Annotated in this window: 11 protein-coding genes; 4 read left to right on the plus strand and 7 right to left on the minus strand. The window is 32.0% G+C overall.

Annotated features, from left to right (window positions below; translation table 11 throughout):
• Nucleotides 1-171 precede the first annotated feature (171 nt).
• Nucleotides 172-1,455, plus strand: a complete 1,284-nt coding sequence (locus NH26_RS19140; protein WP_044227037.1) for a porin — start codon at nt 172-174, stop codon at nt 1,453-1,455.
• A 145-nt stretch (nt 1,456-1,600) separates the two neighbouring features.
• On the opposite strand, the gene NH26_RS19145 is transcribed toward NH26_RS19140, so the two are convergent.
• From NH26_RS19145 to NH26_RS19155, 3 genes are all read right to left on the minus strand, one after another.
• Nucleotides 1,601-2,170, minus strand: coding sequence for a hypothetical protein (locus NH26_RS19145; RefSeq protein ID WP_044227040.1), 570 nt, complete (start codon nt 2,168-2,170; stop codon nt 1,601-1,603).
• 114 nt (nt 2,171-2,284) lie between these two features.
• Entirely contained in the window at nt 2,285-5,854 is a 3,570-nt protein-coding gene (locus NH26_RS19150; protein ID WP_044227044.1) for an ABC transporter permease/M1 family aminopeptidase, read from the minus strand.
• A 3-nt stretch (nt 5,855-5,857) separates the two neighbouring features.
• Nucleotides 5,858-6,742: an ABC transporter ATP-binding protein gene (locus tag NH26_RS19155; protein ID WP_044227048.1), complete on the minus strand. Its 885-nt coding sequence runs from the start codon at nt 6,740-6,742 to the stop codon at nt 5,858-5,860.
• A gap of 436 nt (nt 6,743-7,178) precedes the next feature.
• Here NH26_RS19155 and NH26_RS19160 point away from each other — a divergent pair, with 436 nt between their 5' ends.
• The gene (locus NH26_RS19160; RefSeq protein WP_044227051.1) at nt 7,179-8,132 is read left to right on the plus strand and encodes an aldo/keto reductase; all 954 of its coding nucleotides are present in this window, start codon (nt 7,179-7,181) and stop codon (nt 8,130-8,132) included.
• A gap of 135 nt (nt 8,133-8,267) precedes the next feature.
• Here the strand turns inward: NH26_RS19160 and NH26_RS19165 are convergent, their stop codons facing one another.
• From NH26_RS19165 to NH26_RS19175, 3 genes are all read right to left on the minus strand, one after another.
• Entirely contained in the window at nt 8,268-9,929 is a 1,662-nt protein-coding gene (locus tag NH26_RS19165; protein WP_044227054.1) for a hypothetical protein, read from the minus strand.
• A 231-nt stretch (nt 9,930-10,160) separates the two neighbouring features.
• Nucleotides 10,161-10,817, minus strand: a complete 657-nt coding sequence (locus NH26_RS19170) for a LolA family protein (RefSeq protein ID WP_158021967.1) — start codon at nt 10,815-10,817, stop codon at nt 10,161-10,163.
• A 74-nt stretch (nt 10,818-10,891) separates the two neighbouring features.
• Complete coding sequence (locus tag NH26_RS19175) at nt 10,892-13,768, minus strand: FtsK/SpoIIIE family DNA translocase (RefSeq protein WP_242427340.1); 2,877 nt, start codon at nt 13,766-13,768, stop codon at nt 10,892-10,894.
• Nucleotides 13,769-14,305: 537 nt separating this feature from the next.
• On the opposite strand from NH26_RS19175, the gene NH26_RS19180 reads away from it, so the two are divergent.
• Complete coding sequence (locus tag NH26_RS19180; protein ID WP_052432206.1) at nt 14,306-15,673, plus strand: GAF domain-containing protein; 1,368 nt, start codon at nt 14,306-14,308, stop codon at nt 15,671-15,673.
• A gap of 158 nt (nt 15,674-15,831) precedes the next feature.
• Nucleotides 15,832-16,341 carry a hypothetical protein gene (locus tag NH26_RS19185; protein WP_044227059.1) on the plus strand — a complete coding sequence of 170 codons (510 nt, stop codon included), beginning with the start codon at nt 15,832-15,834 and terminating at the stop codon, nt 16,339-16,341.
• 57 nt (nt 16,342-16,398) lie between these two features.
• On the opposite strand, the gene NH26_RS19190 is transcribed toward NH26_RS19185, so the two are convergent.
• Nucleotides 16,399-16,812 (minus strand): hypothetical protein, encoded by a 414-nt coding sequence (locus NH26_RS19190; RefSeq protein WP_044227061.1) that lies wholly within the window; start codon nt 16,810-16,812, stop codon nt 16,399-16,401.
• Nucleotides 16,813-17,101 lie beyond the last annotated feature (289 nt).

The raw sequence follows: 17,101 nt of genomic DNA on the forward strand, positions 1-17,101 counted from the left end.
TAATTAAGTGTTAATGCGTGTAACATTAAGTATAACTTAAGGCTTTGTATGTTTCTTTACTGTATCCCTAACATGAACTTAATGTTAACTTATTATTTTGGTGATTTTTTTCTTGTTCTGTCCTCTATAATTGTGTCACAATCGCATACTACGTATTTAATTATTTAATTTATGAAATCGCATAAGGCACTTTTCTTTGTTGTGCTATTCACTATGATGTCTTTTGGTGTAATTGCACAAGACAGTTTTGACAATGATGTTATTTTAATTGATTCTGTCACATTAGACTTAGATGATCAAGATGGAGAAGGATTAATTCAACAATCATTACCTAAAAGTTGGACGGATAGAATTAAAGTAAGTGGTTATATTCAAGCACGTTACAATGGTCTATTTGAAACAAACCCAGATCTTGAAGTTCCACAAATGGATAAAAATTGGGGAGCAGACAAAGGTATCTCATTAAGACGTGTACGTCTTAAAGTAAGTGGATGGTTATTAGATAATGTGTACGCTTATATGCAAGCAGATTTTGCAGGTACACCAACACTTAGAGACGCATACATGGATGTTTATTTTGATCATCACCGTTCTACTTGGATTAGAGTTGGTCAATCTAAAGTGCCTTTCGGTTATGAAAACATGCAATCTTCTCAATTCCGTATTCCATTAGACCGTACGGATGCGATTAACTCAGCATTACCTAATGAACGTGACTTAATGGCTGTTTTATACCATACTCCACAAAAAGTTAGAAAGGTATATAACTACATGAAAGATAATAACCTTAAGCATTCTGGTAATTATGGCACTTTTGCTTTAGGTGCTTTCAACGGTCAAGGTATTAATACTCCAGACGCAAATGATAATCTTCATATTGTAGGTCGTGCTTCATGGCCTTTCCAATTGGCAAATAAACAAATCATTGAAATTTCTGCACATGCTTATACAGGTAAATACATTTTACCGAATGTTACTGATGGAATGCAAGCAAAAATCACAAATAATGGAAAAAGTGAGCTAGTAGATGCTGCAGGTTTCAATTTTAATGATTCAAGAGTAGGTGGTACTTTTGTTTATTATCCACAGCCTATCGGTTTCCAAATTGAAGCAAATTATGGAGTGGGACCTGAATATGATCCACAAGAAAATGTGATTAAAGAGCAAACCCTTTTTGGTTTTTATGGAATGGTCTATGCAAAAGTAAATTATCAGCATCATACATTCTTCCCATTTGTTAGATACATTAACTACGATGGTGGTAAGAAATTTGAGTTAGATGCAAGAAGTTATAAAGTAAATGATGTGGAAATAGGTATAGAATGGCAACCAAATAGAGCATTTGAAATTGTTGCAATGTATACTATGGCCAATAGAACATATGTAGATTCTAAAAATCCTGTCAATGATCAAGCAGGAAATTTACTTAGACTACAGATGCAAGTGAACTTCTAACAAAGATTTTAATTAAATATATAAGAGCTTCAATAATCAAGATTTATTGAAGCTCTTTTTATTTGCATTCAAGATTTAAGTGCGAACTAAAAAATAGATTAGAATTAATTGAGATTTAATTTAGGCTTAGTTCTTTAATGAAAGATCAAAACCTTTTACCAATCCCAATACCAAAGGTCAATGCATCGTACACTCCATGCCCATTACTAGATTTTAATTCATAAGCTAAAACAGGAGTTACATCCCAACCACCTTCTCCCATAATGGGGAATTCTCTTTCTAATGATATTTTTCCTACAAAGAAATTGTGATTTTTTTCTATTTCGACCCCAGGACCGATACCTAGAATAAATAAATGACCTACTTCAAACATGGCCATAATTGCACCAACATACGCATACTCCCTTTCCAGTTCGTTGAATTCTTTAGTTTCAATAATATAATTAGAAAGTTCTAGTTCATTGGTGATACCTATAGCAAATCGATGAGAAAAGAAATATTCATAATCTAAACCTATAGTAGGAATAATTAAAACTTGTGGATTATCTGGGTTAGATATTCCTTTAGGAACATAACCGTGTCCCCAGATAAGAGCAATACGATGATGTTTTAATTTGCCATGTGCTTCTTCTCTTGCATGTATTTCTGTTTCTTGTGCTTGACTATTTTGGATAAGTAGAAAGATAAATAATATAGTAGAGATAATTTTCTTCATAAAAATAAAGGAGTAGTTTATTTAAACTTAATTAAACATCTACTCCTTTACTTATTTTTTTGATGAAAATACCATTAGAAATCAATTGATTCCTAGATTTGTACTATATCCTGCTCACCCTTTAGAATTTACTTTTACAGTGTTATCACTATAGATTCTTTCGATTAATATTCTTTTAGGATCAACAGCTGCTTTAACTGCTTTTTTGTCTGTGGTAATTTTAAGTTCTGTCTGATTTTGATTTAGCTTAACTCTTTCCACATAAATCAGTTGTTGTTCATCATTATCTTCATATAAACCTATATCAACCCAATCATTTAAAGGTGCTTCCTTTTCATTACCTAAAGAATCGGAATGAAATTTTGTTGCTTCAATTGCTAATGTATAGGTATACAAAGAATCTGATTGAGTTACTTCAGCATTTGTAAGACGATAATCATATAGTGTGATTTCTTTAAACCAATCATCTACTAAATAGTGTAAACTATCGGGTACTTTATTTTCTAAATGATTTAAAAAATCTATAGAAGTAGGGTATGGAGGTTCTTTGTATCGAAAATCTGTAAGAAAGTCTTTTAAAGTTCCATTTACAGTTTCTTCACCTATATAATCTTGTAGGGCATACATAATTAAAGAACCTTTTCCGTAATGAATATAGCCTTGGTTTTCTACTTTATAAAGGGGAAGTTCTTTTTCTTTTTCCATTGATCTTCCACTTAAATAACGATTCATATTGTACTTCAAGAAATTCTTCATCTTGATGTCATCACTATTTTGTTTCATCACCATTAAAGCGGAATATTCTGCAAAAGATTCAGTTAGCATAGTTGATCCTTGCATATCGGCCCCAATTTCTTGATGTGCCCACCACTGATGAGCCATTTCATGTGCAATAACAGCATCAATGATATTATTTTCATTCTCATCTTCAAGATCAATTACAAACCCAAAAGCTTCAGAATAAGGCATAGTACCAGGAAAGGCTTGTGCAAATGTGGAGTACCTTGGAAACTCAATAATCCTAGCTTGTTTATGGAAGTAGGGACCAAAGTTTTCTGTATAATACTTAAGTGACCTCTCCATTGCATTGATCATTTTAGGCACATTTACTTCATGTTCCTTGATGTAATACACTTCCAAATCAATACCATTCCATTTTTTTCTTTTGACTTCATAGCGAGCTGAAATAAAAGAAGCAAATCCTTGTGAAGGGTGATCAACTTTATAAGTAAAGTAATTTCGACCTCCTTGTGACCATTGATTCACCAACGAACCTGGAGCAACTGCCAATTGATCGTTAGAAGTGGAAATGGTAGTAGAAATGTTGACCCAATCTGCTGTTCCATTAGTCAGATAATTTTTGAAACAGTGTTCATGGTTTTTATTCAGTTTTGGAGCTCTTTCTCTTTCTTTAAGTTGATGTTCTCTTCTCTTAAATTTATCATCAATCTCAAAATTTTTGGAGTAGCCAATTTGAGGGAGAATATCTAAATTATTAAAGAAAGTACCATTTTCGATAATTTTTGTACTTGCTGACCCATTATAAAAGCCTTCAGAGATATAATTAGATTTAATTACTAATTGTATACTTTCACCTGCCTCAAGTGGAGAAGAAAAAGCAAATTTTCTAAATCCAGTTTCTTTATCATGAAATACTTCCTGACAATTCGGAATCAAGAACTCTAAAGACCAATTTTCATCAGTAGTAAAGAAAAGAGTATCAATAGGTGAAGTAGATTTATTTTTTAAAGTTAATTTGTTGACAGTATAAACATCCCCTTCTTTAGGATAAATACTGATATTATAATTGACATCAGTGATTACTGGCTGAGGTGTATTTTCATACTTCTTAAACTTCTTCTCATAATTCACCTGTACCATTTCTTTTTCATCAGATGATTTATAAGAATTGATAATTTGTGTATTGTAATAAATTACAGCTGCAACAGCAGCCCATACAATACCTATTAATGAAATTCCGCCAATATAACTTGTATCAGCATTATTTTTAAGATTCCTTAATCGATCAATAAATGAGTTGGATGTACCTCTAGACCACATTAATGATCCAATTAACAGTAATAGTATACCCAAAAGTACCCAATATGCATTGAACCAAAGTGCTCCCTCTACATTAGGACCAAAAGCATTCATATCAGAATATTTGATGTAGGGAGTTTCTCCAATTCGGAGCATCTTAGAACGTATATCGGCAAAAGAAAAGAAGATTTCAGAGCCAAGTAAAAGTAATACAGAGGCACCGTAACCAATATATTTATGATTGATTATGACATGGATGAAAGTACAAATTAATGTAATAGTGATCACATAAGGTAAACGTTCTAAGAAGAAGGTAATCACATACACATCTAACTTAATATTAAAATACCCATGATATAATTGATATAAAATCCCTATACAAGTATTGATAAAGTATAGAAGGCAAACACTTAAAATGATGGATATGACATTCGATAATAATGATAAAAAACTAGAGTGAGGGGTGGAGTCTATTACTTCATTGATATGGGCATCTCTATTTTGCCATATAAGTTCACCACTATAAAAAATAATGATGATCATGATAATCAAAGAACTATTTTGAGAAATACTTTCTATGATATGAAAAGTGACAGGGTAGGATTTTAAACCGTAATATTCGTAACCTTGGAAGAAATCAATAAGAATTAGAATAAGATTACAAATAATCAATATTTTGAACGTGTTACTTTTAGTAATATTCTTAAAGTTGATTTTTAAGAAACTAACAAATTGAACCCAATCAGTAGCAGAGGTAAAGTGATGATGTAAAGACGGTTTATTAAATGTTGTATTGATTTCTTTAGTATGTGTCTCTTCTTTCTTCATTTTTCTTTTCACTTCAAAACTGAAGATCTTATAAAAAATGAAAGTGCTGAGAATACTAAAAGAAAACCAAATAAGTCGGTTTAATCCTAGATAAGAATAGATAGATGGTAGTAGAGTATTTTTTTCTACAGGTGTGTAATATTTAGTTTCAAGACCTATTGCACTACTTCCGAAAAAATCAACTAATGCAGCAATAGTCTCATTTTCAATATCAGAACTTAAAGTTAAACCAACTATGTAGCCCACCAATAATATAACAGCTCCTACAAAGGAAACAGTGGTTGATCTAAATATTGAAGACAAACCAAAAATGATAGCTCCTGTGATAAACATATTTGGGACAACAATGATGAAATAACACCAAAGAAATCCCAACCATGGAGTAGGGCCAAACTTTTCTGGATCTATAGAGTCAAAGGCAGGTCCAATAATACTTCCTAAAAAGATGCCGATAAAAACACCTAAAAGAGGTATGGTAGATAAAACTAATGCTCCTAAGAAACGCCCTAAGAAATAATCTCTTTTACGAATAGGGGCAGAAAAAAGTATTTCGTTAAAACCATTATTGAAATCTCTCAAAGCTGCATTATTAAAAAATGCGGCAGCAAATAAAATTCCGAAAATGCTTAATACCAATGTAAATGTAATTACCACTGAGGGGGAATTGGAATGAATATTACCAATAGCTCCACCGATCATTACTTTATCTGAAGCGGTTGCTCCTAAACACAACAAAGTGACTATACCTAAAAAGATATAAATCATAGGTTGCTTTAAGGCACTTAATATTTCTTTTTTAAAAAATTCGAAAAACATAGATTAAAAAGTTGATACAGATAATGAAGTTTTTGAGAAGAAAACATCTTCTAAATCAGGTTCTACTTGAGTAAAGCCATTTTGAGGGTCAATATTACTTAGAATGTGAATAACGGTTTTTCCCGCAACCATTTTATTTGATAAGATTTTATACTGATCATTATAAGTATTGATTTCTGACCTTTTAATCGTTTTTTGCCATACTAACCCTTCCAATTCGCTAATCACATTTTCAGGAGAGCCATTATAAACAATTTCTCCTTCTCTCATAATCGCCATATCAGTACACAATTCTCTAACATCATCGACAATGTGAGTAGAAAGAATAACAATAGCACTATCACCCACATCTGCCAATAGGTTATGGAAACGATTTCTTTCTCCAGGATCAAGTCCTGCAGTAGGTTCATCTACAATGATTAGTTTTGGATCACCAATTAAAGCTTGAGCAATACCCACTCTTTGTTTCATTCCTCCAGAAAAACTCTTTACTGCTTTGTCTCTATGCTCGTAAAGGTTGACTTTGTTTAATAGGAAATCCACCAAATCATTTCTCTCACTTTTTTGAGTAATTCCTTTTAGAATTGCTAAATGATCTAAAAGTTCTTTGGCGGTAATTCTAGGATAGACCCCAAACTCTTGAGGTAAATAACCTAATATTTGTCGTAATTGATCTTGGTTTTTTAAGACGTCAAGACCATTTAAGGTAATCGATCCACTATCAGGTGTTTGAAGAGAAGCTAATGTTCTCATCAAAGAAGATTTTCCTGCACCATTTGGTCCCAGAAGTCCAAACATACCGTTATCGATAGATAAATTGATGTTGTTGAGAGCATGTACCCCATTACTATAAACTTTGTTGAGGTCACGAATAATTAGTTTAGCCATTATAAGAATGTATGAGAGTAAGTTATTAAATCATCTAAAAATAGTAATAATGGAGATGATTTAAAAATGAAACCAAAATGGAATCATTCCAAATTAAAATCACGAGCAACATTATAAACTATTTTCGGAATCTATTAAGAAATAATCTGTCATTTATAATGACAGGAAGAATAACTAAAAGGTTGCACGTATTTTTTCTAATGAGCTTTTTATTAAACTAAGAATAATCGTATATTCAGAAAGGCAAGTTCCAGTGAATAGTTTTATCGATAAGAAATGAACAATTGATGAAAATGATGATATATCTATTCCTAAGATTACAATAAACAGTTACAGATTTAAATTGAGATAAGTAGGTGATTAAGAAAAGCCACAACTTTCAATTTTTATTGTACAACTACATAAATACCAAATAAAAACCAAATAACTATTCAATATGAGCAAGTCATTTAAATTAAACAATGGCAAGACAATTCCAAGTATTGGTCTTGGCACATGGAAATCTCAGGCAGGGGAAGTCTATGATGCAGTAAAAAAAGCAATAAAACTAGGGTATCGCCATATCGATTGTGCTTCTATTTATGAAAATGAACCCGAAGTGGGGAATGCCATTAAGGAGTGTATTGATGAGGGAGTAGTAAAAAGAGAAGACCTTTTTATTACCGGAAAGTTATGGAATGATTCACACTTGAAAGAAGATGTACCAAAAGCATTAGAGCAAACACTAAAAGATTTAAAATTAGAGTATTTAGACTTGTACTTAATTCATTGGCCTATTGCTTATAAGCCAGGAGTGAAATTCACTCAAAAAGCAGAAGAATTTTTAACCTCGGAAGAAGCACCGATTTTAGAAACATGGACAGCAATGGAAGCGTTAGTAGATGCTGGAAAAGTGGTATCTATTGGAGTGTCTAATTTTGGAGTAACTAATCTTGAAAACATCTTAACCAACTGTAAAATTAAGCCGGTAATTAATCAAATAGAAATGCACCCGCTTAATCAACAGCGTACGATGATGGAATATGCAGATGCTCATGGTATCATTTTAACTGCTTTTTCTCCATTAGGTACAAAAGATAGTTTACAAGAGAAAAATGGAGTACATCCTCCTATTTTATTAGAAAACGAGTTATTGATGGAAATAGCTGAAAAACATGATGCTTCACCTGCACAAATAATGTTGGCTTGGGCAAACAGAAGAGAAACAGTAGCTATTCCAAAATCAGTACATGAAAACCGCTTAAAACAAAACTTGGCGTCTCAAGATATTCAGTTAACACCATGGGATTTAAGAGAAATCTCTCGTCTGAATGAAAGATATCGATTTGTGGACGGCACAATATTTACAGAGGGTGGAAGTCCGTATACTTTAGAGTATTTATGGAATTAATCTCTAATTAGGTAAAAGCATAGATGATATGTAACGTGTTTTGTTCAACTATTTTAAAAATATATTCACCAAAAAAGGCTATCACTTACCATATGGTAAAATTGATAGCCTTCTTCATTTTTGATGGAAAGGAGTTTATAAATCCTTCACTTGATATATTTGAAACGAATCAATTCTATAATTTGCTAAGAAATGAGACGAAGATAAAAAACTCACTCTTTTTGATGAACTATTAAAGAAGTCTTTAAATTTTCCGGAATGGACCTCTTCAATATTAGCAAAGCTGAAATTTCTTGGAATCGTAAGCTTTGAATTATTTCGACTAAAAGAATTAACCCTAAAATAGAACGTTCTATTATCTTCTTTTGGTTTATCTATCAATAAATCGATTGAGTTTATGATGTTATAAGGTGAATTATGTTCCACAGGTAATAAAGATATATAATCCTCTTTGATTTCTATTTGTTGCTTAGAAAAGCTAAAGGCAGGTGTAAATGATTCATTTAAGGAATTTACATGAGAGTAAAATGATGAAGTGTTGTCATTATCCTTTATTTCCTTACCAGCGAAATATGAAACTTTGTCACTGCTTAAATTCATATACTCATATAAGTAATACTTATTACCTTCATTTACAACTTTAAAATGATCAACTAATATTAAATCATTAAAAGGAAAACATTGCTGAAGAAATGCAATTCCATCAACTTCTGTTTCTGTGGGAAGTTTAAGAGCCTCTTTTGTAACGATAATTGTATCTCCCTCTGATGCAAAGTCAAGAATAACCTTTGTTCCTTTCTCATTTGTTGTATCTTTAATTAACACAGTGTTACGAGATTCAGAAGTATTGTTTTCAGCAGAATGATACCAATCACTAATACGAACAGAATAATATGTATAGTTATCATCACTTTCAATTGAATAACTTCTTTGGCTTACAAATTCTAAATTGTTGTCGTTCCCTTTTGCTACAGCAACAACCACAGTTCTATCATTCTTTTCACCAATAAAATTGTTATTTTTTTCCATTCGGAAGTCCTCTCCTTGAGTAGGGAAAGTATATATGGTTAAGTTTCTATTATCTGTAATGGAATCAGTTAAAACTTCATCTCCTTTTTTTGCATAATCATAATATTCACGACTATTAAAATGGTATATTAAAAAGTTTTGCCCAATTGCTGTAGATGGAATTTCTAAGTTATGACTCATACCCGAACCATCTTCATCAAAAACTTCAGAGACAGGGTTAAGGTTCTCATCAACAATTATAAAGCTTTCTTTTTTAGCATAAGTTCTATTGATTACTTTGTATAAGTAGCCTTCATATTCAAACTCTGATATAAATTCATCATCTTTTAACCCAAAGTAGTCACTTTCAATGTAAAATAAAGGTAAATAATTATCAACATCGACCAAGATATCTTGAGAAATATTAGAAGAAGGGATCTCAAGCTCACTGTTTAATGATAGTTCTAAGTTGATATTATGTTCACCATCTTCAAGTTGTTTTGAATCAAAGAATACTAAAAGCTTCTCATCAGATGTAGAATGATCCACATTCAAAACCTTATCTTCAGCAGATACTTTAATATCTACAATAGATATTTGTTCGTTAGCGTACTCTCCAAGGTTAATCTCAAGAGTATCTGTTCCTCTGAGGTAGTCTACTTCTTTGATATTAAGAGAAGGTAAATCATCTTCTGTTAGTTCGATAACAGACTCAACTTCTTCTTTAGTGCATGAAAATAAAAGAACACCCAGAAAAGTTGTAATTAGTAGTTTTCTATTGAACTGCATGATGTCAAAATGAAAAATTAAAAAATCTAGTTTGTTTAATGATTAAATATAAGGGAAAAAGAATTTAATTTAAATTAACATTAGATGATTTTTTTCGTAAACAGTATATTAATTTAATCTTGATGAGATTGTGTTAGGAGCGTGAATTTTATTGTTGAAATAATACAAATACAAAAAAGTCCTTGACCATTAAATGATCAAGGACTTTTTTATTGAGCTAAAATCTTTCGATTATCTTAAATCTACTACTTCAACATCAGGATGTTTTGAAGTATCAAATTTAAAATCAGTATCGGTTACAGTAATATTTTTCTTAAAGTTACTGATAGTAAATACCTGTTTATTTTGGTTACCCTTTTCAAACATTTCCCATTTTACTAATTCGTGTGTAGCTGGTTTAATGTACATGCGAATTCTAAAATAGTTGATATCAGTACCTTTTTCTGGAGATAAATCAACGATATCGTAACCGCCTTCTCTACCTGTATAAAGGTATTTGAAGTTCTTTTTATATAGTTGATATATTTCGGCAGGAGAACTTGCTAATTCACCTTCAGAATCTGCTTCCTCAATGGTTACTTCATCCATTTCTTGGTCGTAACGATAAACAGTTTTTGCATCACTGTATATCACTTGACCTTCTAAATGCATTTGGTATTTGTTACCTGAAATAATGGCTTTGATATCTAAATCACCCATTTTTCCATCGTTAATAGAGATCATTTCTTGATGGACATCGGCACTAAATGCAGATAAGCCAAGATAGAATTCACTCATATCATCTAATATTTTTTGTGCTTTCTCATCTTTTTGAGCCATAGTAAAATTGGCAGTAAACAAAAAGGCGAGTAATAAAATTAGAGATTTGAATATATGTTTGTTTTTCATCTTTTTCTGATTGTTGAACTGAAAATAATTTGACATGTTTATTATAAACGTAAAAACATAGGGTAAAAGTTACATTACAGCGTGGCAAGTAATGCTTCTAATTCCATTTCCGACTTCACATTTACTTGTCTTGCTTTGCTACCTTCGAAAGGTCCCACAATGCCAGCAGCTTCTAATTGATCAATAATTCTACCAGCTCTGTTGTAACCTAAACTAAGCTTTCTTTGAATTAATGAAGTAGAACCTTGCTGATGTCTCACAAGCAATCGAGCAGCTTCTTCGAATAGATCATCTCTATCGTCTGGACTACCTGCTCCTCCAGATTTTGACGAAGGTGGTTCCTCCTCAAATTCAGGAAGCATATAAGCAGTATGGTAACCAGTTTGTTCCGCAATGTAATCACAAAGTTTTTCTACTTCATCTGTATCAATAAAAGCACATTGTAAACGTGTTAGATCGTTACCAGTAGATAAAAGCATATCACCCATACCAATTAATTGGTCTGCACCTCCTGCATCAAGAATAGTTCTAGAATCAATTTTTGATGTTACTCTAAATGACAAACGAGCAGGGAAGTTGGCTTTGATCATACCAGTAATTACATCCACAGATGGACGTTGTGTAGCTACAACCAAGTGAATACCAATCGCACGAGCCAATTGAGCTAAACGAGCAATTGGTCCTTCGATTTCTTTACCGGCAGTCATCATTAAATCTGCTAATTCATCAATAACAAGTACTATGTATGGTAAGAAACGATGACCTTTTTTAGGATTCAATCTTCTTTGACAGAACTTAGCATTGTATTCTTTAATATTTCGGACACCTGCAGCCTTCAATAAAGAATAACGCATATCCATTTCAGTACACAAGGAGTTAAGAATATGTACTGCTTTTTTGGTATCTGTAATAATAGCTTCTTCCGCATCAGGAAGACTGGCTAAGAAGTGTCTTTCAATTTTATTGAAAAGTGATAATTCAACCTTTTTAGGGTCAATCATCACAAATTTTAATTCTGATGGATGCTTTCTGTATAATAGGCAACTTAATAGCACATTAATACCTACTGATTTACCCTGACCAGTGGCACCTGCCATCAATAAGTGAGGCATTTTGGCCAAATCCATGACAAATACTTCATTAGAAATTGTTCTACCAAAGGCAACAGGAAGAGCCATTTTAGCTTTGGCAAATTTTTCAGTAGCAATAACTGAAGAAATTGAAACCATCTCTCTATTGTTATTTGGTACCTCAATACCAATAGTACCTCTACCAGGAATTGGAGCAATAATACGTATTCCGAGTGCCGCTAAACTTAATGCAATATCATCTTCAAGGTTTCTAATCTTAGAAATTTTGATACCTACTTCGGGTACAATTTCATAAAGTGTAACTGTTGGTCCAATAGTGGCACTAATAGAAGCAATACCAATTTTAAAATGTCTTAGCGTATTGACAATTCTTTCTTTATTGGCTTCTAACTCTTCTTTGGTCACTTTTGCTTTTGACTCTTTCGGAGGATGAAGTAAAGACATATCAGGAAAACGATAATTACTAAGGTCTAGCCTTGGATCGTATTCATCCATATCTTCTACCTGTACTAATTCGTCAGGTTCGTCCTCTAATTGATTGATCGCATTAGGATCAACTTTATCCACATTATCAGTAGTATTAATACTGCTTAAAGAAGTAGGATCTACTGATTTATCTTTTGGTTTAGGTGGTAAAGGTTTATCTAGCTCAATGGTTTGAGTACTCTTTTGTTCTTCTTGAATATCAATCATTGGTGTAGGTGTAGTGGCCTCTTTTTGCACCATTGAAGGATTTTTTGGAGCCTCAACTTTTGGTGTAGATTTTTTAGGAGAGTTTATCTCTTTAGCTTCTACTTCTTGTGGAGTACCATCTTGTCCCACATGAACGTGTTCAACTTGAATGTTAACATCAACAGAAATAGGGTCAACCTTAATAGATTGTCCATCTTTTTCTTCTTTCAATTCAGGTAAAACAGGAGAAGGAGCGGCAGGGACAATTTCTTGACCTTGGTTAGTTGGTAATTCTTCCTCTTCTTCCGTAGTTGAAGGTACTTCTTGAGATTCCTCTTTGGTCTCTTCAACTGTATTTTCAGGAGTTTCTGTATTTTGAGCTTCGTTACTGTTCCCTTCAAATTCATTTAAAGCATCAGCATTAAATCGAGCGATTTCTTCTGCGGCCTCATTGTCTGCTACTTCTTCTACCACTTCGAATCTATTGGTAGTCACCTTGCGAAGTACTTTATCTAACTTTTTGAATTTAGAAATGTAAACCGAGTGAATCAATACCATTAAAACTAATAAAATAACAGTACCAAAACCGATAAGACTATATAATGCATCAGCTATAGTATAGCCTACTTTTCCACATAAGAAACCTAGAATGTTAGGAGAGTCTTTAACAACTACTACATAGCCTAAAAATAAACTAGTCCATAACATATAAAAGAAACAGATGTAGCCTAACTTTCTAAAATGAATAACTTTTCCTCTACCTATGGTAAATAGTTCGTATCCTTTAGATAAAAGCATAGGAACTATCAATATAGATCCGATACCAAATAAATTATAAACAAGAAGGTGAGATAGGGCAGCACCCAATAGACCTAACCAATTACTTACTTCTTTACCTGTTGAGATCAACTCTGTAATCCCTCCAACATTTTCAATAACACTTTGATCTGCTTTACCCGTAAATACAAAGGATAATAGGGCTAAAAAAGTATATATTGATAGAAAAATGAGTGAAAGCCCGAGGCTGGTTTTTAATCGGGGGTCGTTGAGCTTATCACCGCTAAATTTCACCGTTTTAAAAGACAATCTTTGAGGTCTTTTTTCTTCCTCAGGATGATGTGTATTATCATCATTTGAAGAAGGTTTATATATATTTTTTCTTACGTTCTGTTTTCTTTCAGAAGACATATTTAGAATTTTGTGGCTGCAAGTTTAAAAAGTGTTCCATTACACCAGAATGAATCTTGTCAAAATTAGAATAAATTCATTGGATATGGAATATCTTTATATCTTTTTAAATGGTTATTTCATGAATACCATCAAATAAATTGATTGAAATCGACAGTCTTAACAGGTATAGAAAATTACTTAGATGATTGATTGGGCATCTTTGTAAGATTATAAACAGCAAACATTAGTATCAAAATCAAAAGTGAAAAGATATAGTAATTCTAATTTACCATTTTCAGTAGAGAATAAAAACAACCTAAAGAAATTCAGAGAAAAACGGTAAATTAATAATAGAAAAAAGAACATCTGATAAATTTTATTAGAAATTTTCGCTTCTAATTTTTACATATTAGAAATAGCACCTCTGAAATACATTTTTGATGAATACTAAAAAATGTACCTGAACGTTTCTTTTTAAAGCCGAGTCTTAAATTAAAATGCCTTTAGCACCAATATTGCAGGGTGTATAATAACATTGAGAAGTATTTTTTGAAGATGAATTTAATTCAACAAGTTTTTAATATTGGAATAACAAATAACACCAAAGGTGTTATGAAAGAAAAGGTATTGACTACCAATCAATTTGCCTTTTACCTAATGGTATTCCACATTTTCTATTTGGTCGTTTCTATTATTAAAGCACCAACTTTATTGCAGTGGCCACTTTTGGGTATTTTAGCCAACTTATCAGTACTGGCTTTAAATTATTTAAGGCTATTTAATCTGTCTAGAATAATTGTTTGTACTGTACCAATGTCTGTCGTTATCATTTATAATTCTTATTTGACACCATTTGAGGCTGTACCAAGAATGACGGGTTATTTAATTGCTATGGTGCATACAATTATTCCGTTTTTAGTTTTTGATAATAAAGAAAAAATAGCACAATGGTCTCTTTTTGTAATCTTGTGTTTCTCAATATTAGGCATGTTCCCTTTATCAGATCTATTGATTGATCCTTTCTTAGATTATGATCTAAACTATGCTCCTAAGTCTAAAAGGGGATTAATTATGGGCTTGGTTGGTCTTGGAATATTACTTTATTTGATGCAGCTAGAACAATTAAGGTATAGAAATGAAAGTGAAAAACTAAATAGAGAGAGAGTTGAAAGAAATATTTCTTTAGAAAAGTCTGAAAAAGAACTAAAAGAAGCATTAACTCAAGTACAAAAAACAAAAAAAGAAGATCAAGAAAGGTCTTGGACCACTCAGAATATTTCAGATTTTAATGATTTAACCAGATCAATAGAAAATTTAGATGAACTGATAGATCATTCAGCCAGTTTTTTAGCAAGAGTTTTAAACCTAAACCAAGTAGCTGTCTTTACAAGAAAAGTGGACGCAGAAGGTGACGATTATCTGGGCAAACAAACTGTCTACGCTTATGATCGAAAGAAATATTTAGATAAAACTAGAATTGAAAAAGGTGAAGGACTCATCGGACAGTGTTACATTGAGAAAAAACCTATTGTTTTAGAAAATGTACCTGTAGGATACGTTAATATAAGTTCTGGTCTTGGAGATGCTACCGCTTCTTTTGTGGCGATTTACCCTTTACTTGCTTATGATAAAGTAGAAGGTGTAATTGAAGTTGCAGGTTTTAACAAACTAAAAAAGTTTGAATTAGACTTCTTAAAAAGAATAAGTGAGAGTTTAGCTATCACTATATTAAATAAAATCGGAGCTGAACGTTTAAAGGAATTACTGAAAACTTCCCAAGAACAAGCAGAACAAGTGAGGTCTCAAGAAGAAGAGATGAGACAAAACCTAGAAGAAATGATGGCGACTCAAGAAGAGTTGAAACGCCAAAAAGAAGGATATGTAAAGGAGATCGAACGTTTAAAGATGTTGTTGAACTCTTAAAAAACATACTTTTTGAGCATCTCAAGAAATATTTTGTTAATTTTCTTCTATTACTCTTGTAAGTTGGTAGACTTTGTGTACTTTTGTATAGGCAGTAAGGAAAACAGCCGAAAAAATACTATTTAAAAAACATATCATCCTTTTAATTATTACGTCCTATGAGCTTTATTTTATCTAAAGAAAAGATCGTCCCAGTAGGGGAGAAATTAAGAAACAATCCAATTGGAGTAGTGTATAGTTCTGAAACATACGGAGCTGGAGAAACTAAACTTTCAATGTTTTCTGACGATCAGAAAAAGCAACTTGATCAAATTTGCAAAAGTATTCTTAACAACCTTTCAGCTAACCCAGAAAGAATTTACCGTATCTCATTAGAAGGTAGAGGTCAAGCATCTGGAGAAGCGGATGAAAGAAATATCAAGTTAGCCTCTTTTAGAGCAAAATACATGCGTGATATGGCGTATAAATATATCTTGAAGTATGAGCAAAATGGAGTTACAATTGCTTCTCAAGTACTATCAGGACAATTAACACTTAGAATTATTGATAACAAACCATTCTATGATGTTGTAAAAGGAAGAATCCTTTGGGCGGATGGCCAAGCAGGTGACCGTCAATACCAAAGATCAAAAGTAAATGTATACTATGAGTCCAAATTAAAGAACTAATTTAATTAAGGACCAAAAAGGATATTATGGAGCCATCATGAAAATGATGGCTTTTTTTTACATCATATGATAAAACTCTCCATTCCAAATCACAGATAATTTACCAGAGTACTCTGTAACTGATACGTAAATTTCATCATTCATATTATTATCATCGAAAGTAACCACACTAGGAGTGTCATTATTTTTTTCAACATGAATTCCTTCCATGACTTCTTGATGCATGGAACCGTCAGCTCCTTTAAAATCTAAAATGATTTGATTTGTACTCTTATTATAGGTGACTTTAGCCTTGACATCAAAAGACTGTCTGAATTCTACAATATAAACGTGAATGACGTCTTCAAATTCTCCCCCTTTCTCGCTAAAAGTAGCTAATTGTGTATATGGGTTTTCATTGTTAAGGTTTTTGAAACTTGCTAATGGGAGTGTTAGGAAAATGCTAAAAATTAGAGATATAAAATACTTCATGTGTTTAATGTTTGGGTCAACTCAATAACACATAATCTTATCAAAAAAATAAATGTAGATTCAAGATTGTTTAATAAGTGATGTAATTTCGCAATTAATTAAAATTCAGTGATCTATAAACATCTTTTGCTTATGATGAGTTTAATAAATTATAGAGTAATTGAGGCTCTAAATACATTTTAATAATTTATGAAATTGATATTTTTGTTACATTCAAAAACTATTTGATAATTTAATTTTTAAAATCGAATTTCAATCAAGTATATTTGGACTATACTTAAATTTTAAA

Source organism: Flammeovirga pacifica (assembly GCF_000807855.2).
Lineage (GTDB): Bacteria > Bacteroidota > Bacteroidia > Cytophagales > Flammeovirgaceae > Flammeovirga > Flammeovirga pacifica.